The organism is Micromonospora sp. PRAS1 (genome assembly GCF_059553435.1).
Genome location: NZ_JCANNB010000021.1, coordinates 1 through 22,450 on the forward strand (window position 1 = coordinate 1; position 22,450 = coordinate 22,450).

A 22,450-nucleotide genomic window follows, 5' to 3' on the forward strand; every position below is an offset into this window, starting at 1 on the left:
CACACCGACCTCGATCAGAGATCGCGTCTGGGGCAACCGCTCCAAAATACCCGAACCACACTTCGAGATCAACCTGAATTATCAGGTTTCTTTCGCTGCTTGCTCGGGGCCCACGTTGGCGCACGCCTTGCGGCGGTCGCTTCTATCGTGGAAGACCGCAGACCGACCGATCGTCGTTTCCGGCGACCCGCCCGGCTCCTGCCGGCTTCGAAACTCTACCCGGTCGGCCTCGCGATCGCAACTCCATCTCATGGAGCCCGTCGCACCGCCCGGTCTCAGTCTCACGTCGGTATCACCGCCGCGATCCTGGCGCCCGTTCTCGGCCGGTTTGCCCCGGCCTCCCGCGTGCAGAGAGAAAGTTACGCGTCCGCCCCGGAGAAGGCAAATCATCGTACGTCGATGGGATGGGTTCACGGTGTGACCGGTGCCGACCGGCGGGACGGCGCGGGCCGATCTCTGCGGGCAGCGGGGCGGCCGACCGGCCGAAGTCCCGTCCGGACATCAAGTCCTCCTGGCGGGGACCGCGGCAGCCGCGAGCGTGCCAGAGTGTCTGGCATGGATGACGTGTCCCGGCCTGCCAGCCCGGTCCTCGCCGAGGACGCTCTGCTCGGCCTCCTGTTGCCCTTCTGGCAGCTGATCATCGGAGCGTTTGTGCTCTTCGCCGTCGTGGTCTCGATCGGGCGGCTGGCTCGACGCGGCCCCTCCCGGATGAGCACGGCGCTGCTGGTCACCGCCGCCGCCATCGTCGGCTTCGCGGTGCTCGGTGTGCTGTTGCAGGGATAGCCCGCGCTCAGAGCCGACGGTTGGCCAGACTCGGCAGCTCGGCGCGAATCCGGGCCAGGCGGTCCAGGTCGATGTCGGCGACGGCGAACCCAGGGCCGTCCGGCACCTGGGAGAGCAGGGTGCCCCACGGGTCGATCACCATGCTGCGTCCGTAGCAGGTCCGGCCCGGCTCGTGATCACCGGACTGGCCGGCCGCGGCGACGAAGCACTGGTTCTCGATGGCGCGGGCGCGGAGCAGCACCTCCCAGTGGTCACGCCCGGTGTGCATCATGAACGCCGCCGGCACCACCAGCAGGTGGGCACCGCCGTCGGTGGCGAGTTCCCGGTACAACTCGGGGAAGCGCAGGTCGTAACAGATCGACAGGCCGACGCGGAGTCCCTCGACGTCAACCACCACCGTCCGGTCGCCCGGGGCCACTGTCGCCGACTCCCGGTACGAGACCCGGCCGGGGATCTCCACGTCGTACAGGTGGATCTTGCGGTAGCTGGCCGCGAGCGCGCCGGAGCGGTCGAAGACCAGCATTGTGTTCCAGGTGTGCTCGGGATCGGGGCCGGCCTCGTGGAAGGAGCCGGCTATCAACCAGACGCCGCGCCGCCGCGCGGTGGCAGCGAAGAACGAGCCGACCTCGCCGTCGACCGGCTCCGGCGCGGGCATCCCGGCCCCGGGCCCGAGATAGTCGACGTACTCCGGGAGGAGCACCAGGTCCGCGCCAGCGTCGGCCGCGCGGTCGATCAGGGCTTCGGCGGCGGCGAGGTTCGCCTTCCGGTCGTCGCGGGAGTTCAGCTGGCAGACGGCGACGCGCATGGCTGTCAGCGTACGGGCGGAGACGGGTCGGGTGCAGTAGCAGTCGGCGGGCGGCGACTCAGGCCGACTTCTCCTCGCGCTCGCGCCGGGCCCGGCGGCCGGTGAACTCGCGCGGCACGATCGTCGGGTTCACGTTCTCCAACACCGCTTCGCGGCTGATCAGCACGCGGGCGGCGTCGGGGTTACTGGGCACCTCGTACATCACGGAGAGCAGGACCTCCTCCATGATGGCGCGCAGGCCGCGGGCGCCGGTGCCACGCAGCATCGCCTGGTCGGCGATGGCCTCCAGCGCCGGCCGCTCAAACTCCAGCTCGACGCCGTCCAGCTCGAAGAGGCGCTGGTACTGCCGGACCAGGGCGTTGCGCGGCTCGGTGAGGATCCGGACCAGTGCCGTCCGGTCGAGGCTACGGACGCTGGTGATCACCGGCAGACGCCCGATGAACTCCGGGATCAGCCCGAACTTGAGCATGTCCTCCGGCATCACCTGGCTGAAGATGTCGTCGGTGGAGCGCTCGGAGACGGCGCGGAGCCGGGCACCGAAGCCGGTGCCGCCGTGGCCCGTGCGGGCCTCGATGATCTGATCCAGACCGGCGAAGGCACCACCGCAGATGAACAGCACGTTCGTGGTGTCGATCTGGATGAACTCCTGGTGCGGGTGTTTCCGGCCGCCCTGCGGCGGGACGTTCGCCACAGTGCCTTCGAGCATCTTCAGCAGCGCCTGCTGGACACCCTCACCGGAAACGTCCCGGGTGATCGACGGGTTCTCCGACTTGCGGGCGATCTTGTCGATCTCGTCGATGTAGATGATGCCGGTCTCGGCCCGCTTGATGTCGTAGTCGGCGGCCTGGATCAGCTTGAGGAGGATGTTCTCCACGTCCTCGCCGACGTAGCCGGCCTCGGTCAGGGCGGTGGCGTCGGCGACCGCGAAGGGGACGTTGAGCATCCGCGCGAGGGTCTGCGCCAGGTGGGTCTTGCCACACCCGGTCGGACCGAGCAGCAGGATGTTCGACTTGGCCAGCTCGACGCCGTCGTTACCGGCGCCGGGCGCGTTTGCCGCCTCGGCCTGGATCCGCTTGTAGTGGTTGTAGACCGCGACGGCGAGCGCCTTCTTGGCCTGCTCCTGCCCCACGACGTAGTTGTCGAGGAACTGGCAGATCTCCATCGGCTTGGGAAGCTCTTCCCACTTCACCTCGCCGGACTCGGCCAACTCCTCTTCGATGATCTCGTTACAGAGATCGATGCACTCGTCGCAGATGTAGACCCCGGGGCCCGCGATGAGCTTCTTGACCTGCTTCTGCGACTTGCCGCAGAAGGAGCACTTGAGTAGGTCGCCGCCGTCACCGATCCGTGCCACCTACGTTCTCCCTGCACTCATCGGCCGGAGCCCCGGCCACGACCTGCGGACGCTGCGTTCCGCCCGTCTTCTACCCACCTTGCCGGTCGCCCGACCAAGTTGGTACGGACCCGACGTTACCCGCTATCGGAGGTTTCTCCGACCCCCAAAACGGGTGTGTCAGAGGTCGGCCGGCGTCAGACCCGACCGACCTCTGACCCGGTACCGGTCAGCTGGCCGCGTTGGCGGCCAGCAGCCCCTTCTTACGGCTGGTGAGGATCGTGTCGACCAGCCCGTACTCGCGGGACTCCTCGGCCGTCATGATCTTGTCACGGTCGATGTCCTTGCGAACCTTCTCGACCGGCTGGTTGCAGTGCCGGGAGAGCATCTCCTCCAGCTGCGTCCGCATCCGCAGGATCTCCCGGGCTTGGATCTCGATGTCCGAGCCCTGCCCGTAGCCGCCCTCGGTGGCCGGCTGGTGGATGATGATCCGCGAGTTCGGCAGCGCCATCCGCTTGCCCGGAGTGCCCGCCGCGAGCAGCACCGCCGCCGCCGACGCGGCCTGGCCGAGGCAGACGGTCTGGATGTCCGGCCGGACGTACTGCATGGTGTCGTAGATCGCCGTCATGGCCGTGAACGAGCCACCGGGCGAGTTGATGTACATGATGATGTCCCGGTCGGGGTCCGTCCCCTCCAGGGTGAGCAGCTGGGCCATCACGTCGTTGGCCGACGCGTCGTCCACCTGGACCCCGAGGAAGATGATCCGGTCCTCGAAGAGCTTGTTGTACGGGTTGGACTCCTTGACCCCGTACGAGGTGCGCTCGACGAAGGACGGCAGGACGTAACGGTTGTGCACGGCCGCGAACTGCGGCGGCAGGCTCAGGTCGGTCATCGTCTGCTCCTCGATCAGCTCAGGGTCCCGGCGCCCTCGGGAACCTGGGCGGCCCCCGTGATCACCTTGTCGATGAAGCCGTAGTCCACGGCCTCCTGGGCGGTGAACCAGCGGTCCCGGTCCGAGTCCGCCTCGATCTGCGCCGGGGACTGGCCGGTGTGAAAGGCGACCCGCTCCTGGAACATCCGCTTGGTGTAGAGCATCTGCTCGGCCTGGATCGCGATGTCGGCCGCGGTGCCGCCCATGCCACCGGACGGCTGGTGCATCATGATCCGGGCGTGCGGCAGGGCATAACGCTTGCCCTTGGTGCCCGCGCAGAGCAGCAGCTGGCCCATCGAGGCCGCCATGCCCATCGCCACGGTCGACACGTCGTTGTCGATGTACTGCATGGTGTCGTAGATCGCCATGCCGGAGTAGACCGAGCCACCCGGCGAGTTGATCCAGAGGAAGATGTCCCGGTCCGGGTCCTCCGCCGCGAGCAGCAGCAGCTGCGCGCAGATGCGGTTGGCCACCTGGTCGTTGACCTCGCTGCCAAGGAAGATGATCCGCTCCTTGAGCAACCGGTTGTAGACCGAGTCGTCGAGGTTGCCAATTGAGTCGCCACCTCGGGCGTCGAGCGCCCGCAGCGGCTTCGCTGGGATGTGCATGTCGGTCATGGCAGCCCTTCGCTCTCCGTACCGTCGTGTCCGACACTAACCGCTGCGCGGGGGGCCAGAAGCCCGCTCCGGGCACTGTTCGCTCTCAGCGCAGACCACCCGAAGGCGTACCCGAAAAGGGATCGGGCCACCACCCACCGCGACCGGCGGACGGTGGCCCCACCCGGCGATCAGTGCTCGTGGCCGTGCTCCGCCTCGCTCGCCTCACGCAGCGCGTCCAGGCTGACCACGTTGCCGGCCGCGTCCTTGATCGTGATGCGCTCCATGATCGCAGCCAGCGCCTTGCCCCGGCGGACGTCGCCGTAGACCGCTCCGGCCGCACCCGAGCGGACCAGCTGGTCGTAGTACTGCTGCGGCGCCATGCCGGCACGCTGGGCGCGGTGCACGATCTCGTGGCCGAACTCGTCGTCGGAAACCTGCACGTCCTCGGCGTCGGCGAGGGTGTCGAGCAGCAACTGGACCTTGACGCCCTGGGTGGCGGCCTCGGTCAGCTCCGTGTCGATCTGCTCCTCGGTCTTCTCCTCGGCGGCGAGGTAGTCCTCCATCGAGGCGCCGATGCGCTCCAGCTGGTCGGCCATCGCCTGCTTGCGGCTCTCCACCTCGTCGCGGATCACGCCCTCCGGCGCCGGCACGTCGGCGGCCTCGACGAGCTGCTCCAGGGCCTTGTCCCGGGCGGCGTAGATCTGCTCGACCCGCTTGCCCCGGGTGACCCGCTCGCGCAGGTCGTTGCGCAGCTCCTCGATGGTGTCGAACTCGCTGGCCAGCTGGGCGAACTCGTCGTCCAGCGCGGGCAGCTCCTTCTCCTTCACCGTGCGCACGGTGACCACGACATCGGCGTCCCGGCCGGCGAAGTCGCCGCCGACGAGCTGGGTGGTGAAGGTGGTGTCCTCGCCGGCGGCGAGGCCGACGACCGCCTCGTCCAGGCCCGGCAGCAGCTGCTTGCTACCCACCTCGTGGGAGATGTTGGTCGCCGAGCCGCCCGGCACCTCCTCGCCGTCGACGGTCGCCCGCAGGTCGATCTGGACGTAGTCGCCCTCGGCCGCGGCCCGCTCGACGGTCTTCAGGGTGGCGAAACGCTCGCGCAGACCCTTCACCTGCTCGTCAATCTCGCTCTCGTCGACCTGGAGCTCGTCGACGGTGACCTCGATCGTCGACAGGTCGGGCAGGGTGATCTCCGGCCGGACGTCGACCTCGGCGGTGAAGTTGAGCGAGTCACCGTCGTTGAACTCGGTGATCTCGACCTCGGGGCGCCCCAGGGTCTTCAGGTCGTGCTCGCGAACCGCCGAGAGGATGTTCTGCGGGATCGCCTCCTGCACCGCCTCGTTGAGCACGGTGCCCCGGCCCACCCGCTGGTCGATGACCTGCGGCGGCACCTTCCCCTTACGGAAGCCGGGAATCTGGATCTGCTGGCCGATCTCCCGGTACGCCTTCTTGAGGCTCGGCTCGAGCTCGACGAACGGCACCTCGATGGCGAGCCGCACGCGCGTCGGGCTCAGAGTCTCGACGGTGCTCTTCACAGGCGTACTCCTTGACGGATCTCGGTTGAGTCTGGGCGCTCTTTCGGCCCATCGAGTGTAGGCGAGCCAGCGGCGACGACCAGCAGCACCCAGGGGCCGGCCCGCGGGGCTGTGTTATACCCACACGCCGGCCGCCCGGATGCGCGCTGTCGCACGCTTGCGGCAGTCGGGGTGGCGGGATTTGAACCCACGGCCCCTCGCTCCCAAAGCGAGTGCGCTACCAAGCTGCGCCACACCCCGTGGCGACGAGCAGTCTATGCCGTCCCCCGGATACCCGGGTGCCGGGGCGTCACCCAACGCGCCGAACGAGGACAAACCGCCCAGGCTCGCTGGTGACGGCCACCGGGTGGGGCCGTGGCGGCACCCGGGTGGGACTCGGCGGTGCCCGGGTGGGGCTCGGCGGCACGCGGGTGGGAATCGGCGGTGCCCGGGTGGGGCTCGGCGGCGCAAGTACGGCGATGTTGCGGTGTCCCGTCGCGGCGGATGCCGCAACATCGCCGCACTTGTGTGGATCATGACGGCGCGCCGGGCGTACGGCGCGCGGCACCAATCCGAGGGGTGGCTCGCGGTCTGCGGCATCTCGGGGCATCCGGAGCGGCGGTGACCGCGACATGCGGCAGCCCGGGTGGATCATGAACGACGCGCCGCCGGGATACGGCCGTGCGGGCGCCGCCCGGCATTGGGTAGGCTGTCGGGCACGTCCGGATGCTGGGCGTACGCGGGCGTAGCTCAATGGCAGAGCTTCAGTCTTCCAAACTGACGGTGCGGGTTCGATTCCCGTCGCCCGCTCCACGCACTCCGGCCCAGGTCAGCGACAAGATCGCCGAGCCTGGGCTGCTCTCGTGCTAGCTCTCTTCGATGTAAAGGTCGCCTCCTGCGGCACCGGCGGCGCGCTGGTCCGGGTCTCGGGACATCTCGAACCGCGGTCCCACGGGCGGGAGACACGCCGTTTCGCCCTCCGGTAGCTGGACCGGCCGACATCATTAGGCGTGATTTCACCTCAGGCAGGAATGTGGAATTTTCCCTCGCTGTATCAACTGCGCCACGTTGCTACGGTGCAGGTATGCCGGGTCATGACACGATTCGGGTTCGCGAGCGGCACGGCCAGGCGGGGTCGTCCGGCCGATCAGTTAAATCGGATCTGCCCAGTGCAAGCATGGCCATCGGCGCCCTGCGAGGCGGCCGGATCCCAGCCGCCGGAAACGTTTTCGCGCTGCAACGACTCGCCGGCAACCGGGCTGTCACGTCGGCACTGACCGTGCAGCGGGACGGCCCGCCCGGTTCGGTTGCCGGCCAGGTCGACGCAACCGTTGGCGCCGACACCGTCAGGCATTCGTTGACCGCGTCCGGGACCATCGCCGGCGGGCAGACGCTGTCCAACAGCGACGGTACGCACATCCACACCGCGGGCGACACGACCGTACGGGTGTCCGTCACCACCCGTGGGCTCTCCATCGACTTCGGCCCGTCCCTCGTCATCACGAAGGAAGACGCCATCGGCTGGCTCGATGTCGACATCGACCTGCATCGGCTGAGCTGGGACTTCGGCACACAGATGTTGCGCGCGGAGTGGACGGCAGCCAACGCGGTCAACTGGTTCGGTGGAGTGGGCGAGCAACTCCTCGGGCCGTTCCGACAGGCGTTGGGACAGTTGCCTGCCCGGACCCGCGAAGCCGGCTACAACCCGTTCACCGACGAGAACCTGCCAGGTGACCTGACCGAACTGGTGGGCAGACTGGCAAGTGCGGGCGGCTCGGGTAGCCTGCCTCGGATCTCCGGCGCTCAGCTTCAGGGCGACTTCGCCGTAAGCGGCGAACTGACCCGCGACCTCGGTCACGGCGTCACCATGGCGGTCCCGTCCGGCACCCGCTTGTCGGCCACCGCCTTCCTGGCCGGAAACGTGCCGACCAGCGCGGCGCGCGTCCGTATCGCCCGGATCCAACTTGATGCGTCCGGCCCGGGCGCGATACTCAACCTGCGTGCGCTCGGCCAGGACTGGCCGGTCATCCGACTCTCATCGGTGACCATGGCTGCGGGCGGCCGACTCTTCGCCCACTATCGCATCGTCCATGAGGATATCGGGACGGGCCTCTTGCAACTTCTCGCGGTAGCGACAGCGCAAGAGAACCCGTTGGCCGCTGGGCAGATCCGGGACGACCTCACCGTACGCGACCAGACCGCACACCGCATGATCGACGACATGGTGCGGGACAACGTCGAGCCAGTGCTCCGGGACGCCATCAGGTCGAACGCCGGCGCGATTCCCGGGATCAACCTGGCCGAGTTGCTGGGCGTCTCCCCCTGACCACCTCCGCGTCAACGACCAGAGCGGACATCAGGCGTTCCAGTTCGGCGCGGTGGTTTGACCACGCCGAGTCCGGCAGTTCCAGCACGTTGAGGAGCAGGTCGCCCGGGTAGTGGTCGCCCCCGACCAGGGGGTCTCGGAGCAAGACTTCTACCGCGAGCGGCAGCAGGGCTGGCACTCCGATCTGCTGACCGAGCATGAGGCGCAGGTCTTCGACCGTGAAGTCGGCTAGCGGCTTGCGGCGCAGTTCGGTGCAGCGGCGGACGAGGGAGGTGGCGTCCGGGCCGGGGTCCGGCCAGACGTCCCGCTCAAGCTGCTCGATGGTCGTCACGGCGGTCAGGGTAGTCAGCCTGCCGGTCGGGCGCGGGGAAGTACGTGTCGAGCTTGCGGCGCAGGTGTGCCGCGTAGACGAAGCCGAGGGCCGGGGTACGCCGGTAGCAGCCGACGGTGCCGGCGGTCACGTCCACCACGACCGGGCGGGCCATGCTGGCGAAGTGCAGCAGTTGCTTCCGCTGAGCCCAGGCTGTCGCGGCCGGGTCGACGCGGGTGCCGACGAGGGCCGGAAGGACGGCGACCCCGGACTGGAAGCCGCGCCACTGTCCCTTGCGCGTCTCCGCGTACTCGAATGCGGTTTGCGTGAAGGCTTCCGCGTCGGCTGCGGTGACGTCGGTCGCGGGGGCCACGATCGTGACCAGGTGCAACTTCGTCGCCATCCACTGGACGCGGAAATCCGAGCGGTAGCCGATCAGCACGGCAGTGCCGTGCCAGTTTTCGGTCTGCACGTCGCAGCCGTCGGCGGCCAACCGCACTGCCGTCGCCGTGATGTACTCCTGCACCGCGTTTTCCGCCATGACGGTCTCCCTCTCGTCCGGGTGTCTCTACTCAGGATCGACCCGGGTGTCCAGGGGTCGGCAGCGTCACCGCGGTCAGCGTACGGCGGTTGCCAGCAGGTGGGTGAGCGGCAGGGTGAAGCCGCCGTCTGAGGTGGACCCGCGCTCGTCGACGAAGCGGCGCAGGTCGGCAAGGAGGCTGTCCCACCGGCCCTCGGCGGTCAGCCGTTGCCGCTCGGCGAGCACGTGACCGGCCGTACGGACCAGGAAGGTGACCGCCGCGTCGGCGTCGGCGAAGGTCAGCTCAAGGTCGCGCGTACAGGCGGTGGTGAGCCGTAGCCCGGCGTCGCCGAGCAGTCCCGCGAGCGCCTCCGGGTCTCCCCAGCGGCTCGGCGGGCCGCTGGTCGGCGGGGGCAGGTGGTCGGCGAGGACCTGGCCCATCGCCGGCATGACGCTGCCCGGTGCCCAGGCGGCCAGCACGAGCCGCCCCCCGGGTACGCAGACCCGCGCCAACTCCCGCGCCGCCGCGTCGTGGTCCGTGGCGTACATGACGCCGAAGACGGAGAGCACGGTGTCGGCGCAGCCGTCGGGTACCGGCAGCGCGCCGGCGTCGCCCACCGCCCAGTTCACCGTCAGGCCAGCGGTGGTGGCCCGTTGCCGGGCCAGTCGCAGCAGCGCGGGTTCGAGGTCCACCGCCGTGACGCGGGCACCGCGCTGCGCGGCGAGGAGAGCGACGTTGCCGGTCCCGGTGGCCACGTCGAGCACCCGGTCGCCAGCCTTGATCGCGGCGGCCTCCGCCACCGACTCCGCGACCGGTTCCAGCCGGCGCGCGATGGCCGGGTAGTCGCCAATGCCCCACGTCGTCAGAGAAACCACGGTTCGCCTTCCCGGTCGAGAAGGCGCCCTTGGTTCGCAGAAGTCGGGCGAGCGTGGCGGACCCCGTCCGTCGCAGCGCCTCTCGCCCGGATACCTTGACCGTAACGGGCGGGCCGGCGGTCCGGCAAGGCACCAAACCCACCTTGGCGCAGGTCGGGCGACGCGAAGCCCACCGATTTCCGGTTACCTGGCGGAGTGACGCCGGTCACGGGTTGGCGGCCCGGTCGGTGCGGGGCATCAGCGCGATGGTGGCGACGATGCCGAGGCCCGCCACCGCGGCGCCGAGCAGTTGCACGGTGCCGTAGGCCGCCCCCGCGCCGAGCATGGTGAGGAAGACAGCCACCGAGAGGGCGCCTCCGACGTGGCTGGTCGACTCGAAGAGCGCGGAGGCGGTACCCCGGTCGTCGGGGGCCGCGTTGCCGACGCTTTCCCGGGTCAGCGCCACGTAGATGGGGCCGGCGCTGATGCCCCAGCCGACCAGCCAGGCGATCACGACAGGCAGGGATCCGCCGGTGCCCACCGCCACCCCGGCGAGGGTGCCGGCGCAGAGCGCGAGCGCCACCACCGCGACGGCGCGGGGACCGTACCGTCGGATGAGGTTTCCGGCCGGCACGGCGCTGAGCAGCGCGCCAAGCAGGACCGGGGCGAGCACGAGGCCGGTCTGCGCGGCGGAGAGCCCGTGGACCTGCTGGAGGTAGAGGCTGCCCACGACGACGACCGCCGCGTACGACGCCGAGTGCGCAGCGAACGCCAGGCAACTGGCCATCAGCGACCGCGACCGCAGCAGGCCGGGCTTGAGCAGCGGGTTGCGCATCCGGCGTTCGAGCGGAACGAGGACGGCCAGCAGGAACAGGCCGGTGCCGAGGAAGGCAAGCGCGGGCCACACCGGCCCCGGCTCGGAGATCCGGCTCGCGCCGTAGATCAGGGCGAGCAGCCCGCCGGTGGCCAGGACGGCTCCGGTGACATCCAGGGACCGGTGGTCGGTAGCCACGGGCGGATCCGGCGGCAGCAGTCGCCGGGTGGCGATCACCGCCACGATCCCCACCGGCACGACGGCGAGGAAGATCCAGCGCCAGCCCCAGTACGAGGTGATCAGGCCGCCGCAGACGGCACCGGCGAGACCGGCCGTGTTCGCCGCAGCGGCGACCACCGCGAAGACCCGGCTGCGCCAGGGCTCGTCGGGAAAGAGGGCCGCCGCCGACGCCAGGGCGGCGGGGATGGCGAAGGCAGCGCCGAGGCCCTGGAGGACCCGGCCGGCGAGCAGCGGGATCAGGGACGAGGCGAGGCCGGCGAGGACCAGGCCGAGGGTGTTGACCACCAGGCTGATGATGATCAGCCGCCGCCGTCCCCAGAGGTCGCAGACCCGCCCGCCGAGCAGCAGGAATCCGCCGATGCTCAGCGAGTACAGGGTGATCACCCATTGCAGCCGGTCGGGCGCGATGTCGAACTGCGTCGCGATCTGCGGCAGGGCGGTGGCCACGGCGAGGCTGTCGAAGAGCACCAGGAACATCACGCTGGCCAGGACCAGGGCGACGGGCCAGCGGCGCACCGGCTGCGGCGGAGCCGGGGGTGCCGGCGCGGTCAGTGCTGGTTCCATCGGTCCTCCATCCCCACTGCGAAGTAGGGCAGCGGATTGGCTGTCCGGGCCGGTGGATCGGGTTATCCGGCGGCAACCCGCCGACGGATCTGTGCCCGGTCCTCCTCGGGCAGGGCGTCGGCGACCAACAGCTGCGGCAACAGCTCCGGCTCGATGGTCAACGCACGGAAGGCGAACTCGACGGTGACCTGGTGGTCGGGCCGGTGCAGCACCTCGATCGGGTCGGTGGCGCGGACCTCGCCGGGCTCGATCACCCGCAGGTACGCGCCAGGCACCGCCGCCTGCGTGAACCGCTTGATCCAACCGCGCTCCTGGAGCCAGCCCTGGAACGTCCCGCACGGGATCCGTGGGCAGGAGATCTCCAGGACCACGTCCGACCCGATCCGCCAGCGCTCGCCAATCAGCGCGCGGTTGACGTCGACGCCGACGGTCGTCAGGTTCTCCCCGAAGGAGCCGTCGCCGAGGGTGCGACCCAACTCCGCCGCCCAGTGGTCGAGATCCTCCCGCGCGTAGGCGTAGACGGCCTGGTCGGCGCCGCCGTGGTGCTTGACGTCGTAAACCCGGTCGCCCACCAGGCCGACCTCGCCGGTGCCCTTGGGGCCGGGCACGACCACGGCCACCGGGCCCTCGACCGGCCGCTTGTCGATGCCGGTCAGCCCGGAACCGGACTTCCACGGGTTGGGTCGCGGCCTGCCGACGTTCACCGAGCGCACCTGCATGAGACGACGGTACGGCGCAGGGCGGCGGCACGCAGGCCCGGGGGTCTGCCCGAGGCGGTGCGGCGGTTGCGCTCCGGCCGGCGTCCGTCAGGCCGCGATCTGCTCCGTCGCGCGTACCGACGCGGCGAGCAGGGTGTCGTCGCCGCACCGGGCGTACGCCTCGATCGCGGCGTCCGCGAACTTGATCGCGTGGGCGTCGCCGGAGTCCACCGCACGCCGCATCACCCCGGCGACATCCAGCCCGGGCCGGGCCGGCGGGGCGGGACGCCCGGTCGCCGGGGCGTACGCGGCGGTGACCGCCGCCGTTGCCGCCCAGGCCGCGCCGAGGCTCGGCACCCAGAGCGCCCGCGGCAGGGCCGGCAGGGTACGCAGCACCGCGTTCGGCGCGGTGGCGGCGTGCACAAGCATGACCGGGCTGGCGTACCCGTGGGTGCCGTGCCGGGTCACGGCGGCGGCCACGATGCCGGCCAGCCGCTCGGGCACGGCCTCCGGGCTCTGGCCGGTCCGGGCCGCTGCCTCGTCCCCGGTGTGCCATGGCAGGTCGCCCGCCAGCCGGTCGGACAGCGCGATGTCGGGGACCGCGCCGGCGGCCGCCGGCCACTGCGGCAGCTCGGCCAACTGGGCGAGGCGGGCCCGGATGCCGGCACGCTGGTCGGGCACCCGGGGCACCGCGTCGAGCGCGGTACGCGGGTCGGTGATCGGGTACGGTCCGGCGCCGGGCGGCGCGAGCGGCTGCCAGCGGGCCGCCCAGTAGGCCAGCCCCTGCCCGAGTTCGGTGACGCGTGGGGTGCTCTCCTGGTCGAGCAGCGCGCGCACGGCGTGACCGACCCGGATCACGCCGTGGGTGGCACCGGCCGCGATGCCGGGCAGCAGGCGCGGCCACCAGCGACCGAGCACCTCCCGCCATGGCGCGTCGGCCAACTCCCGGTCGAAGTGGTCCAGCCAGTCGCCGGTACGCACCGGATCGCCGAGCGGGTCACGCCACTCGTCGGCGTCGATCGGCTCGATGCCGCGCGGGCGCTCCTCCAGGCGGTCGGCGTACCCGTCGAGCCAGCGCGGCACCTCCGCCTCGTGGCCGTGCCGCACCAGCGCCTCTACCGCCATCGGTGCGTGGTTGGAGAGCCAGCCGTCGCGTTCCGGGCCGGAGTGCCGGAGCCGCTGGTACGCCTCGTCGAGCATGCTCATGCGGCGACGCTAGGACTTGAAGTTCGGTTCAGGTCAACCCGATCGGCGGGGTCGGGTGGATCGGGTCGCGGCCACGGATGAACCGGCGGCGGCCGGGTATGTAGGCCCGTCCTGGTGGAGTGACGACCTTCCGGTCGCGGTGCCGCGACCGGCCCGGCCGGGCGGGTCGGCCTGACCCGCCCGGCGGCGGGCTGCCTCTGACCGGGCCATCCGCCCGGCGGCGGGCTGCCTCTGACCGGGCCATCCGCCCGGCGGTGGGCTGCCTCTGACCGGGCCATCCGCCCGGCGGTGGGCTCAGCTGGTCAGCCAGTTCCAGGCGTCCACGATCCACTGGGTCTGTTGCAGGTAGGCGATGCCCAGACCGGCCAGGAAGACGGCGGTGACCAGGTGGGCGCCCCGGGCACTGCGCCGGATCCGGCCCAGTTGCCGTTCCAGCACCACCCGGCCCAGCAGCCGGGCCAGCGCGAAGAGCCCGGCCGCCACCAGCAGGCTCAGCACGAAGATCAGGAACTGCCCGGCCAGGTCACCACCGCCGGAGATCGCCCAGATCCCCCAGCACACGAAGGCGAACAGCACCCCCGCCATGCTCCACTCGCCGCCCCGCTTCAGCTGGGCCACGTGCCAGCTCAGCGGCCGGCGCGGCGCGGGCTCACCCGGCCAGCCGGTGCCGGTCGGCTCGTGTTCCATGGTCGGGAACGGCTCGGTGGGCGATGTCCGGGGCCCGACCGAGGCCACGCCGCGCCGGAACGGATCGCGCTGCGTCGGTACTGCGCCCTCCGGTTGCGGCGGCACCTCCACGGTCCGTTCCGCCCACGGCTGCGTCTGGTCGGCCATCTCGTCCCCTCCCCTTGGCCGGCGGCGCCCCCGGCCACCGCTTGTGACTTCGAGGGTAGCCAGCCGGCAAATGGGTCGCCCTCGCCGCACCGATCGGTTAGACACAACCGGTGTGACAACCTCTTCACCACCCATCGAGACCGCACGCGTCGAAGACTTCGACGAGATGAACCGGTTCCTCAATACGCTCTTCCATCACCCCCTCGAACCCGAGGCCCACCAGGCCGAAGGCGCGATCTTCGAACCGGAGCGGGCCCTCGTGGTACGCGACGGGGCGGAGCTGGTGGCCACCGCCGCGGCCTTCACCCGGGAGCTGACCGTTCCCGGCGGTGCGGTGCCGGCGGCACACGTCAGCATGGTCGGGGTCGCACCCACCCATCGCCGCCGGGGCCTGCTCACCGCGATGATGCGCCGGCAACTGCGGGACATCCACGACGCCGGCCGGGAGCCGGTGGCGGTGCTCTGGGCCAGTGAGGGCCGGATCTACCCCCGCTTCGGTTACGGGTTGGCCTCGCAGCGACTCATGATCAGCGGCGAGACGGCCGAGCTGCGGCTGCCCGCCCCGACCCCCGACGAGGGCCGGCTACGGCTGGACCGGCCGGCCGATCGCCAGCCCGACCTCGCCCGGGTGTACGACGAGGCCCGGGTCGACCGCCCCGGCTGGTCCGCCCGCGACGACCGGTGGTGGCGGTACGTGCTGATCGACCCGGAGTCACAGCGCAGCGGTGCCACCGAACGGCGGGTGGTGCTGCACGAGGGACCCGACGGCATCGACGGGTACGGACTCTTCCGGACCAGGGCCGAGTGGGACAGCGGCGGCCCGAAGTCCACCACCACCGTCGACGAGGTGGTGGCGACCAGCCCGGCCGCGTACCTGGCGATCTGGCGGATGCTGCTCTCGATCGACCTGACCCGGCAGCTGACCTGGGTCCGGGCGGCGGTGGACGAACCGCTGCTCTGGCTGGTCGACGAGCCACGCCGGCTCGGTGCCAAGCAGATCGACGCCCTCTGGGTACGCGTGGTGGACGTACCGGCCGCGCTGGCCGCCCGGCGCTACGCCACCGACCTCGACGTGGTCATCGAGGTGACCGACGATCTGCTGCCGGAGAACACCGGCCGGTGGCGCCTGGTCGGCGGGCCGAAGACCGCCAGCTGCACCCCGGCGACCGGCCCGGCGGATCTGGCCTGCGACGTACGCTGCCTCGGCGAGCTGTTCCTCGGAGGCGCCGGCCTCGGCACGCTTGCCGCCGCCGGCCGGGTACGCGAACTGCGCTCCGGCGCCCTCGCCGAAACCACCCCCGCCTTCACCTGGCACCGCGCCGCCTCCGCAATGGAAGTCTTCTGACCCCTTCCACCCCCGTCGATCTTGCACTCTTGGTCGCTTGAATGTCACCTTTGCGGCATTTGCCGAGGCGGTAGGTGCATGATCGCGGGGGTAGGCGGGGTGGGATGGGAGGGTACGGTCGGGGGATGGCGGAGGCGGAGCGACGGCGGCGACGGCACCGGCACCACGGCGGGCCGGAGACGGGCGCCGACGAGGGTGGCCGCGCGACGACCTCGGGCGTGCACGACGGTGGCGAACCGCCACGTGGCCGGCGTTCCGGCACCGCCGAGGAGGGCGAGCGAGGACTGCGCGGGCTGGTCGGCTCCGGCTCGTCACAGGTGAGCGTGACGGCGGCGATGCGAGCCCGGGACGCCGCCCGCCCCAGCGAGGACGACCTCGCCGAGGCCGCGGCCCGGCTCGTCATCGTCCGCCGCAACTGGACCCCGCGCGACGAACTACCCCGCCGCTGACCGACGGGCGATCCGCGATGGCGCCGAGGGGCACCACGGGTGCGCCAGGGGCGCAACGTCGCCCGCCCGGCAACCCGCCTTCGTGGCTGCGGGGCTGCGGCAAGCCCGCCGGCCGGTAGCTGCCCGGCCGGTAGCTGCCGCCCCGGGCTGCGGTCAGGGCAGGTCGGGCAGCTGCCCGGACTTCTCGTACTCCGCCACCTGGGCGATCCGGCGGGCGTGCCGGTCGTTGCCGGAGAAGCCGGTGGTCAGGAACGCCTCGACGATCGCGGTCGCCTCGTCGAGGGTGTGCTGGCGGGCACCGACGGCGACCACGTTGGCGTCATTGTGCTGCCGGCCGAGCTGTGCGGTCTCCACGCTCCAAGCCAGGGCCGCCCGGACCCCGGCGACCTTGTTGGCGGCGATCTGCTCGCCGTTGCCCGAGCCACCGATGACCACACCCAGGCTGCCCGCGTCGGCCACCACTCGGGTGCCGGTGTGCAGGCAGAAGGCCGGGTAGTCGTCGTCGGGGTCGTAGCCGTGCGGGCCGACGTCGACCACCTCGTACCCCTGGTTGGCCAGGTGGTTGGCCAGGTGCACCTTCAGCTCGAAACCGGCGTGATCGGATCCCAGGTAGACGCGCATACCGGGCAGTCTGTCAGGCCCGCCCAGCCGGGCACCGCCGGGGCGGCGCCGGGCCGGGCGGGCGCCAACTCAGGCCCCGTCCGGCAGCTCGGCGACCACCAGGCCGCCGCGCGCCTTCGGGGTGAACCAGGTGCTCTTGCGCGGCATCTTCTCCCGGGCCAGGTTCACCGCGACGAAGTCGTCGACAGTCACCGGCGCGATGAGGACGGCCAGCTCGGCCCGCCCGGCCGCGACCTCGCCGGTCAGCCAGCTCGCCGGGTAGTCACCACCGACGTAGGTGATCCGCTTGTCACCCGGATCCAGCCCGAGAGCGTCACGCAGCAGCAGCCGCTCGACCAGGGCGTGGTCGAGGTTCTCCAACCGGCTCGCGCCGGTGTGCGGCAGCGTCATCGCGTACGCCTCACCCGGCAGCTGGAGCACGACGGTGCCGCCGGCCGCCGGGACCTCGGCCGGGCCCTCGACCGGGGTGAGCTGGGCACCGGCGGCACGCAGCCGGTCCAGCAACTCCTGCGGCGTGGCCGGCAGCTCGCTGACCAGGCGGTTGTACGGCTGGATGGCCACCGAGGCGGGCGTGGTGACCACCGCCAGAAAGCGGGGCAGTCCGCCGGTCTGTGCGGCCAGGCTGCGGTGGTTGCCGTCGGCCACGACCAGCTCGCCGCCGCCCGCGAGAGCGGTCAGCTCGTCCTGTGCCGGGCCCGGACCGATCGGCCAGATGGCGTGCGTACGCCCGGCCTGGTCCGTGTCGGTGGCGGCAGGCGCGCCGGCCGCGTCGGTGGCGGCGGCCAACGCGGCGTGCAGTTCGTCGCCCCGCCCGGTCTGTAGCAGCAGTACCGGCGAGAGCAGGTGACCCAGCGCCTCGGCCAGGGCGACCCGCTCGCGCACCTTGGCGATGAAGACGTCCTCGTTGCGGATGACCAGGCCCGGCTCGTCGGCGCTGGTGGAGATCTGGTCGGTGTCGACCATGGCGAACAGCCCGTAGGCCGACTCCTCGCCCGGGGCGCTGATCCGGTACAGCACCACCACCTGCTCGGCCGGCGTGTAGCTGCCGTCGGCCTTCGCCTCGACCAACCGACTCACCGCGTCCGGGAGGGCGTCGCCGAAGGACTTGCCGAGGCTCTCCGGAGCCCGGTGCGGCATCTCGATGCCAAGGGCACTGTGCGGGTTCGCCTCGATGATCGCGGTGATCTCCGCGTCGTCGGCGAACTCGTCGTAATTCTGGGCACCCGTGCCGCCAGTGGTGATCCAGGCCCGGGTGATCGGATGCACGACCGTCATGACCCATGACGCTACCGCCGCCCGGTACTCCCCCGCCGCCGGACCCTCACCTCGACCATTGTGTGAAAGGAAGGGCCCCCTGTTAACGCCTGCGGTAGAGGAAGGGCCCCTTATTAACAGCCGCGCTCGTCGGCTCGGCGCTAGCCGCCGTACGTACCGGATCGGCGATGGCGACCGGCGGGCCTGGGCGCCGCGGCGGGGCCGCGCGGTGGGACTGCTCGCGGGCCCTGGTTGCGCAGTTCCCGGCCGGGTGGGGTCAACTGGGAGGTGGCCGGCACCCGGGCGACGCCCACCACGCTCGGCCGAACCGGCGGCTCGGGGGCGTTCGGAGCTCGCTCCGGCCAGTGCGTCGGCCAGCGCCAGCGGTCCGCCGACCGGTACGCGGAGACGTCCGGCCCCTCCTCCTGACTCCGATGATCGTCGACTGGCGCACGATGCTTGGCCATCCGGCACCTCCACGAGTTGCGGGCAGCGGGCAGCGGCGCGACCCGCCGGAGCGCTGCGGACAACCATGCAAACGAGTCCGCGAATCGACCGGTGACGCTGCGCTCGTACCGGCCGGGCTACCGCCGGGCCCGACGCCGGCGCTACCACCGGACCGTGTCGGGCTACCACCGGACCGTGCTGGGCTACCACCGGACCGTGTCGGGCTACCACCGGACCGTGCTGGGCTACCACCGGACCGTGTCGGGCTGCCGCCGGGGCACTGCCGGGCCCGGCGCCGCGCTACCGCCGGCCGCGCCGGTCGGGCCTGGGCGACCGACCAGACGTAGCGCGGCACTCACTACCCGGCGCAACGGTCCGCCGCGCGGCGCCGCGCGGCGGACCGTTGCCCGGCGCCGCGCGGGCACCGCGATGCTCGACGTGGCGCGCGGTCAGGCAGCGGTACGGCGCACCGGCGCGGGCGCGGTGTTGGCGGATGTGTTGTTAATAAGGGGCCCTTCCTCTACCGCAGGCGTTAACAGGGGGCCCTTCCTTACACCTCAGTCGAAGATGGGGTCGAGGGTGCGGCTGCGCTTCAGTTCGAAGAAGCCGGGGGTGCCGGCGACCAGCAGTACGCCGTCCCAGAGCCGGCCGGCGGCCTCGCCCTTCGGTGCCGGGGTGACCACCGGGCCGAAGAAGGCCACCTGCTTGCCGTCCGGGCCGGGCGCGTGGATGACCGGGGTGCCGACCTCGGTGCCGACCGGACGCATTCCCGCCTCGTGGCTCTCCCGCAGCGCGGCGTCGAGCCCGGTGTCCTCGGCCGCGGTGGCCAGCTCCGGGTCCAGCCCGGCGTCGGTCAGGGCCGCGGCGAACAGCTCCGGCCCGAGCTGCTCCTTGCCCAGGTGGATCCGGGTACCCAGGGCGGTGTACAGCCGGCCGACGGCCGCCGAGCCGTACCGTTGCTGCACGGCGATGCAGACGCGGACCGGGCCCCACCCCTTCCGCATGATCTCCTGGTACTCCTCGGGCAGTTCCCGACCCTCGTTGAGCACCGACAGGCTCATCACGTGGAAGCGGACGTCGAGCTGACGGACCTGCTCCACCTCAAGCAGCCAGCGGGACGTGATCCAGGCCCACGGGCAGATCGGATCGAACCACATGTCGACAGCGACTCGCTCGTTCACGATGCGTTCCCTTCACGACGATGACACCGGCTCGACCGGCGTACCTCCGATCTTTGCTCCGCACCGGCAGGTGAGGGTGAGAACGGAGGCGTGACCTCGCCCACCGTTGGCGGTCGGCACATGGAAGACTCAGGCCGGGACCGGCCGTCACGAGCGGTCGACGAACGACGCGACCGTGGCGTACGGCGAGAGTGGGATGGAGACGAACAGTGCCGGGAGTGCGTAACCTGACGCAGGTCGAGGCGACCGAGCGGGCCCGCCTGCTCGACGTGATCGGGTATGACATCAGTCTGGACCTCTCCAGCGCCGTCCACGCGGCCGGAGGTCGGACCTTCCGATCGACCACGGAGGTGCGCTTCCATTGCATCGAGCCGGGCGCCAGCACCTTCATCGAGGTGGCGGCGGACTCGGTACGCTCGGCGACGCTCAACGGCACCCCTGTCGACCTGACCGACTGGTCGGCCGAGAAGGGGTTGACGCTGACCGGGCTGGCCAGCGAGAACACCCTGGTCGTCGACGCCGACTTCGGCTATTCCAACTCGGGGCAGGGCCTGCACCGCTCCGTCGACCCCGTCGACGGTGAGACGTACCTCTACAGCCAGTTCGAGACGGCGGACGCGCAGCGGGTCTACGCCTGCTTCGACCAGCCGGATCTGAAGAGCGTCTACACCTGGCACGCCACCGTTCCGGAACACTGGAAGGTGGTCTCCAACATGCCGGTGGAGCGGGAGGAGCCGGCCGGCGAGGCGTTGAAGACCATCCACTTCGCCGAGTCGGTCCGGATGAGCACCTACATCACCGCGCTCTGTGCCGGGCCGTACCACGAGGTCCGGGACAGTCACGACGGCATCGACCTGGGGGCCTTCTGCCGGGCCTCGATGGCGCAGTACCTGGACAGCGACGATCTGTTCCTGGTCACCAAGCAGGGCTTCGACTTCTTCCACGAGCAGTTCGGGGTGCGCTACCCGCTGCCCAAGTACGACCAGCTCTGGGTGCCGGACTTCAACGCCGGCGCGATGGAGAACTTCGGCTGCGTCACGCACGCCGAGTCGCACTACCTGTTCCGCTCGCAGGTCACCGACTTCGAGTACGAGCAGCGGGCCAACACCATCCTGCACGAGCTGGCCCACATGTGGTTCGGTGACCTGGTCACCATGCGCTGGTGGAACGACCTGTGGCTGAACGAGTCGTTCGCCGAGTGGGCCAGCCACTGGTGCAACACGCACGCCACCCGGTTCACCGAGGCGTGGACGACGTTCCTCTCCGTCCGGAAGAACTGGGGCTACCGGCAGGATCAACTCTCCTCCACCCACCCGGTCTACTGTGAGATGCCCGACCTGGAGGCGGTCGAGGTCAACTTCGACGGCATCACGTACGCCAAGGGCGCCAGCGTGCTCAAGCAGCTGGTCGCGTACGTGGGCGAGGAGCCGTTCCTGGCGGGTCTGCGGGCGTACTTCGCCCAGCACGCCTGGGGCAACGCCACCTTCGACGACCTGCTCTCCGAGCTGGAGACGGCCTCCGGCCGCAAGCTGCGCACGTTCGCCGCGCAGTGGCTGGAGACGGCTCAGGTGAACACCCTGCGACCGGAGCTGACGATCGGCCCGGACGGCACCTACGAGCGGGTTTCGGTGCGCCAGGAGGCGCCGGAGCAGCACCCGACGATGCGGACCCACCGCATCGGCGTCGGCCTGTACGACCTCGCCGACGGCCGGTTGGTCCGCCGCGAACGGTACGAGGTCGACATCGACGGTGAGTTGACCGAGCTGACCGAACTCGCCGGGGTACGCGCCGCCGACGTGCTGCTGCTCAACGACGACGACCTCACCTACACGAAGTTGCGGCTGGACGAGCGGTCCATGGCGACTGTGGTGCAGCACATCGCCGGCTTCGAGTCGTCGCTGGCCCGGGCGCTGTGCTGGACCGCCGCGTGGGACATGACCCGCGACGCCGAGCTGGCCGCCCGCGACTACGTGGCGCTGGTGCTGGCCGGGCTGCCCGCCGAGGCCGACATCAACCTGGTCACCGCCACCCTGCGCCAGGCCAGCAGCGCGCTCACTTTCTACGCCGATCCGGCCTGGGCGCCGACCGGCTGGGCCGAGCTGGCCCGTACCGCGAAGACCGCGCTCGCCGCGGCCGAGCCGGGCAGCGGCTTCCAGCTGGCCTGGGCCCGGGCCCTCGTCTCGGCCGCCCGCTCGCCGGAGGACCTGGCGATCCTGCGTGGCTGGCTGGAGGGTACGCAGGTGACGGAGGGGCTGACCATCGACACCGAGCTGCGCTGGAGCGTGGTCCAGGCGCTTGTGGCAAACGGCGCGGCCGGTGCGGCGGAGATCGAGGCCGAGCTGGCCAACGACAAGACCTCCAGCGGCGAACGGGAGGCCGCGTACGCGCACGCGCTGGTGCCGACCGAGGCGAACAAGGCAGCGGTCTGGGCCCAGCTCACCGGCGCCGACTCGCTGCCGAACTGGCGGAACCGGGCGTTGTTGCAGGGCTTCAGCCACCCGGCGCAGGTCGAGCTGACCGCGCCGTACCGCGAGCGCTACTTCGCCTCGGTGGGGCAGGTCTGGGCCAGCCGGGACAGCGAGCCGGCGCAGGAGTTCGCCATGCTGGCGTACCCGGCGTACCTGGTCGAGGAGGAGACCATCGAGGCGACCGACGCCTGGCTGGCGCAGGAGGGTCACCCGGCCCCGCTGCGGCGGCTGGTCGCCGAGGGCCGGGACGGCGTCGTCCGCGCGCTGAAGGCCCGCGCCCGGGACGCCCGCAGCAGCGCCTGACCGACACGGAAGAGGCCGGCTCCGCATCGCGGAGCCGGCCTCTTCGTCGT

Annotated in this window: 21 protein-coding genes, 2 tRNA genes and 1 riboswitch; of the genes, 6 read left to right on the plus strand and 17 right to left on the minus strand. The window is 71.1% G+C overall.

The features are described 5' to 3' along the window. The first annotated feature begins 555 nt into the window (after window positions 1-555). On the plus strand, window positions 556-783 hold the full coding sequence (locus tag AC507J_RS19775; protein WP_341717225.1) for a hypothetical protein: 228 nt from the start codon (window positions 556-558) through the stop codon (window positions 781-783). Between the two features lie 7 nt (window positions 784-790). On the opposite strand, the gene AC507J_RS19780 is transcribed toward AC507J_RS19775, so the two are convergent. The 6 genes from AC507J_RS19780 to AC507J_RS19805 form a co-directional block, all read right to left on the minus strand. Further along, complete coding sequence (locus AC507J_RS19780) at window positions 791-1,588, minus strand: carbon-nitrogen hydrolase family protein (protein ID WP_496290652.1); 798 nt, start codon at window positions 1,586-1,588, stop codon at window positions 791-793. Between the two features lie 58 nt (window positions 1,589-1,646). Beyond that, window positions 1,647-2,942 carry an ATP-dependent Clp protease ATP-binding subunit ClpX gene (gene clpX / locus AC507J_RS19785; RefSeq protein WP_341717227.1) on the minus strand — a complete coding sequence of 432 codons (1,296 nt, stop codon included), beginning with the start codon at window positions 2,940-2,942 and terminating at the stop codon, window positions 1,647-1,649. A gap of 208 nt (window positions 2,943-3,150) precedes the next feature. After that, window positions 3,151-3,813, minus strand: a complete 663-nt coding sequence (locus tag AC507J_RS19790) for an ATP-dependent Clp protease proteolytic subunit (protein ID WP_396703786.1) — start codon at window positions 3,811-3,813, stop codon at window positions 3,151-3,153. A gap of 14 nt (window positions 3,814-3,827) precedes the next feature. Beyond that, window positions 3,828-4,469 carry a ClpP family protease gene (locus tag AC507J_RS19795; RefSeq protein ID WP_341717229.1) on the minus strand — a complete coding sequence of 214 codons (642 nt, stop codon included), beginning with the start codon at window positions 4,467-4,469 and terminating at the stop codon, window positions 3,828-3,830. A 170-nt stretch (window positions 4,470-4,639) separates the two neighbouring features. Then, the gene (gene tig / locus AC507J_RS19800) at window positions 4,640-5,986 is read right to left on the minus strand and encodes a trigger factor (protein ID WP_496290653.1); all 1,347 of its coding nucleotides are present in this window, start codon (window positions 5,984-5,986) and stop codon (window positions 4,640-4,642) included. 166 nt (window positions 5,987-6,152) lie between these two features. Next, window positions 6,153-6,226: transfer RNA gene (locus AC507J_RS19805), tRNA-Pro, on the minus strand. A 478-nt stretch (window positions 6,227-6,704) separates the two neighbouring features. On the opposite strand from AC507J_RS19805, the gene AC507J_RS19810 reads away from it, so the two are divergent. After that, window positions 6,705-6,778, plus strand: a tRNA-Gly gene (locus tag AC507J_RS19810). Between the two features lie 271 nt (window positions 6,779-7,049). Beyond that, entirely contained in the window at window positions 7,050-8,291 is a 1,242-nt protein-coding gene (locus AC507J_RS19815) for a hypothetical protein (protein ID WP_496290654.1), read from the plus strand. Here AC507J_RS19815 and AC507J_RS19820 read toward each other — a convergent pair. From AC507J_RS19820 to AC507J_RS19850, 7 genes are all read right to left on the minus strand, one after another. After that, window positions 8,257-8,622, minus strand: coding sequence for a contact-dependent growth inhibition system immunity protein (locus tag AC507J_RS19820; RefSeq protein WP_496290655.1), 366 nt, complete (start codon window positions 8,620-8,622; stop codon window positions 8,257-8,259). The two genes, AC507J_RS19815 and AC507J_RS19820, sit on opposite strands and share 35 nt — an antisense overlap. After that, a complete protein-coding gene (locus tag AC507J_RS19825) occupies window positions 8,600-9,142 on the minus strand; it encodes a levansucrase (protein WP_496290656.1) in 543 nt (180 codons plus the stop codon). The genes AC507J_RS19820 and AC507J_RS19825 overlap by 23 nt, the downstream gene beginning before the upstream one ends. 75 nt (window positions 9,143-9,217) lie before the next feature. Next, window positions 9,218-9,997: a class I SAM-dependent methyltransferase gene (locus tag AC507J_RS19830; RefSeq protein ID WP_496290657.1), complete on the minus strand. Its 780-nt coding sequence runs from the start codon at window positions 9,995-9,997 to the stop codon at window positions 9,218-9,220. 14 nt (window positions 9,998-10,011) lie between these two features. Further along, window positions 10,012-10,087, minus strand: a riboswitch (S-adenosyl-L-homocysteine riboswitch). A 115-nt stretch (window positions 10,088-10,202) separates the two neighbouring features. After that, window positions 10,203-11,594 (minus strand): MFS transporter, encoded by a 1,392-nt coding sequence (locus AC507J_RS19835; RefSeq protein ID WP_496290658.1) that lies wholly within the window; start codon window positions 11,592-11,594, stop codon window positions 10,203-10,205. Window positions 11,595-11,656: 62 nt separating this feature from the next. Further along, complete coding sequence (locus tag AC507J_RS19840) at window positions 11,657-12,313, minus strand: MOSC domain-containing protein (protein ID WP_496290659.1); 657 nt, start codon at window positions 12,311-12,313, stop codon at window positions 11,657-11,659. 87 nt (window positions 12,314-12,400) lie between these two features. Further along, the gene (locus AC507J_RS19845) at window positions 12,401-13,498 is read right to left on the minus strand and encodes a questin oxidase family protein (RefSeq protein WP_496290660.1); all 1,098 of its coding nucleotides are present in this window, start codon (window positions 13,496-13,498) and stop codon (window positions 12,401-12,403) included. 294 nt (window positions 13,499-13,792) lie between these two features. Then, on the minus strand, window positions 13,793-14,332 hold the full coding sequence (locus tag AC507J_RS19850; protein WP_496290661.1) for a hypothetical protein: 540 nt from the start codon (window positions 14,330-14,332) through the stop codon (window positions 13,793-13,795). 70 nt (window positions 14,333-14,402) lie between these two features. Between AC507J_RS19850 and AC507J_RS19855 the strand changes: the two genes are divergently transcribed. After that, window positions 14,403-15,677, plus strand: a complete 1,275-nt coding sequence (locus AC507J_RS19855) for a GNAT family N-acetyltransferase (protein WP_496290662.1) — start codon at window positions 14,403-14,405, stop codon at window positions 15,675-15,677. A 125-nt stretch (window positions 15,678-15,802) separates the two neighbouring features. After that, on the plus strand, window positions 15,803-16,126 hold the full coding sequence (locus AC507J_RS19860; RefSeq protein ID WP_496290663.1) for a hypothetical protein: 324 nt from the start codon (window positions 15,803-15,805) through the stop codon (window positions 16,124-16,126). Window positions 16,127-16,279: 153 nt separating this feature from the next. Here the strand turns inward: AC507J_RS19860 and AC507J_RS19865 are convergent, their stop codons facing one another. The 4 genes from AC507J_RS19865 to AC507J_RS19880 all read right to left on the minus strand — a co-directional run bounded on the left by AC507J_RS19865 (window position 16,280) and on the right by AC507J_RS19880 (window position 19,629). Next, window positions 16,280-16,747: a ribose-5-phosphate isomerase gene (locus AC507J_RS19865; protein ID WP_496290664.1), complete on the minus strand. Its 468-nt coding sequence runs from the start codon at window positions 16,745-16,747 to the stop codon at window positions 16,280-16,282. 69 nt (window positions 16,748-16,816) lie between these two features. Next, entirely contained in the window at window positions 16,817-18,022 is a 1,206-nt protein-coding gene (locus tag AC507J_RS19870; protein ID WP_496290665.1) for a DUF1015 family protein, read from the minus strand. Window positions 18,023-18,162: 140 nt separating this feature from the next. Next, window positions 18,163-18,468, minus strand: coding sequence for a hypothetical protein (locus tag AC507J_RS19875; protein WP_496290666.1), 306 nt, complete (start codon window positions 18,466-18,468; stop codon window positions 18,163-18,165). A gap of 537 nt (window positions 18,469-19,005) precedes the next feature. Beyond that, window positions 19,006-19,629 carry a mycothiol-dependent nitroreductase Rv2466c family protein gene (locus tag AC507J_RS19880; protein ID WP_496290667.1) on the minus strand — a complete coding sequence of 208 codons (624 nt, stop codon included), beginning with the start codon at window positions 19,627-19,629 and terminating at the stop codon, window positions 19,006-19,008. A gap of 218 nt (window positions 19,630-19,847) precedes the next feature. Here AC507J_RS19880 and pepN point away from each other — a divergent pair, with 218 nt between their 5' ends. Next, entirely contained in the window at window positions 19,848-22,400 is a 2,553-nt protein-coding gene (pepN, locus tag AC507J_RS19885; RefSeq protein ID WP_496290668.1) for an aminopeptidase N, read from the plus strand. Window positions 22,401-22,450: the final 50 nt, after the last annotated feature.

Excerpts from the sequence above, each read along its gene's own strand:
- AC507J_RS19815 (WP_496290654.1), top strand. The coding sequence starts at position 7,050 with ATGCCGGGTCATGACACGATTCGGGTTCGCGAGCGGCACGGCCAGGCG.
- AC507J_RS19790 (WP_396703786.1), bottom strand. The coding sequence starts at position 3,813 with ATGACCGACCTGAGCCTGCCGCCGCAGTTCGCGGCCGTGCACAACCGT.
- AC507J_RS19795 (WP_341717229.1), bottom strand. The coding sequence starts at position 4,469 with ATGACCGACATGCACATCCCAGCGAAGCCGCTGCGGGCGCTCGACGCC.
- AC507J_RS19855 (WP_496290662.1), top strand. The coding sequence starts at position 14,403 with ATGGGTCGCCCTCGCCGCACCGATCGGTTAGACACAACCGGTGTGACA.
- AC507J_RS19845 (WP_496290660.1), bottom strand. The coding sequence starts at position 13,498 with ATGAGCATGCTCGACGAGGCGTACCAGCGGCTCCGGCACTCCGGCCCG.
- AC507J_RS19850 (WP_496290661.1), bottom strand. The coding sequence starts at position 14,332 with ATGGCCGACCAGACGCAGCCGTGGGCGGAACGGACCGTGGAGGTGCCG.
- AC507J_RS19840 (WP_496290659.1), bottom strand. The coding sequence starts at position 12,313 with ATGCAGGTGCGCTCGGTGAACGTCGGCAGGCCGCGACCCAACCCGTGG.
- AC507J_RS19835 (WP_496290658.1), bottom strand. The coding sequence starts at position 11,594 with ATGGAACCAGCACTGACCGCGCCGGCACCCCCGGCTCCGCCGCAGCCG.
- AC507J_RS19825 (WP_496290656.1), bottom strand. The coding sequence starts at position 9,142 with ATGGCGGAAAACGCGGTGCAGGAGTACATCACGGCGACGGCAGTGCGG.
- AC507J_RS19860 (WP_496290663.1), top strand. The coding sequence starts at position 15,803 with ATGGCGGAGGCGGAGCGACGGCGGCGACGGCACCGGCACCACGGCGGG.
- AC507J_RS19780 (WP_496290652.1), bottom strand. The coding sequence starts at position 1,588 with ATGCGCGTCGCCGTCTGCCAGCTGAACTCCCGCGACGACCGGAAGGCG.
- AC507J_RS19870 (WP_496290665.1), bottom strand. The coding sequence starts at position 18,022 with ATGACGGTCGTGCATCCGATCACCCGGGCCTGGATCACCACTGGCGGC.
- AC507J_RS19775 (WP_341717225.1), top strand. The coding sequence starts at position 556 with ATGGATGACGTGTCCCGGCCTGCCAGCCCGGTCCTCGCCGAGGACGCT.
- AC507J_RS19875 (WP_496290666.1), bottom strand. The coding sequence starts at position 18,468 with ATGGCCAAGCATCGTGCGCCAGTCGACGATCATCGGAGTCAGGAGGAG.
- AC507J_RS19865 (WP_496290664.1), bottom strand. The coding sequence starts at position 16,747 with ATGCGCGTCTACCTGGGATCCGATCACGCCGGTTTCGAGCTGAAGGTG.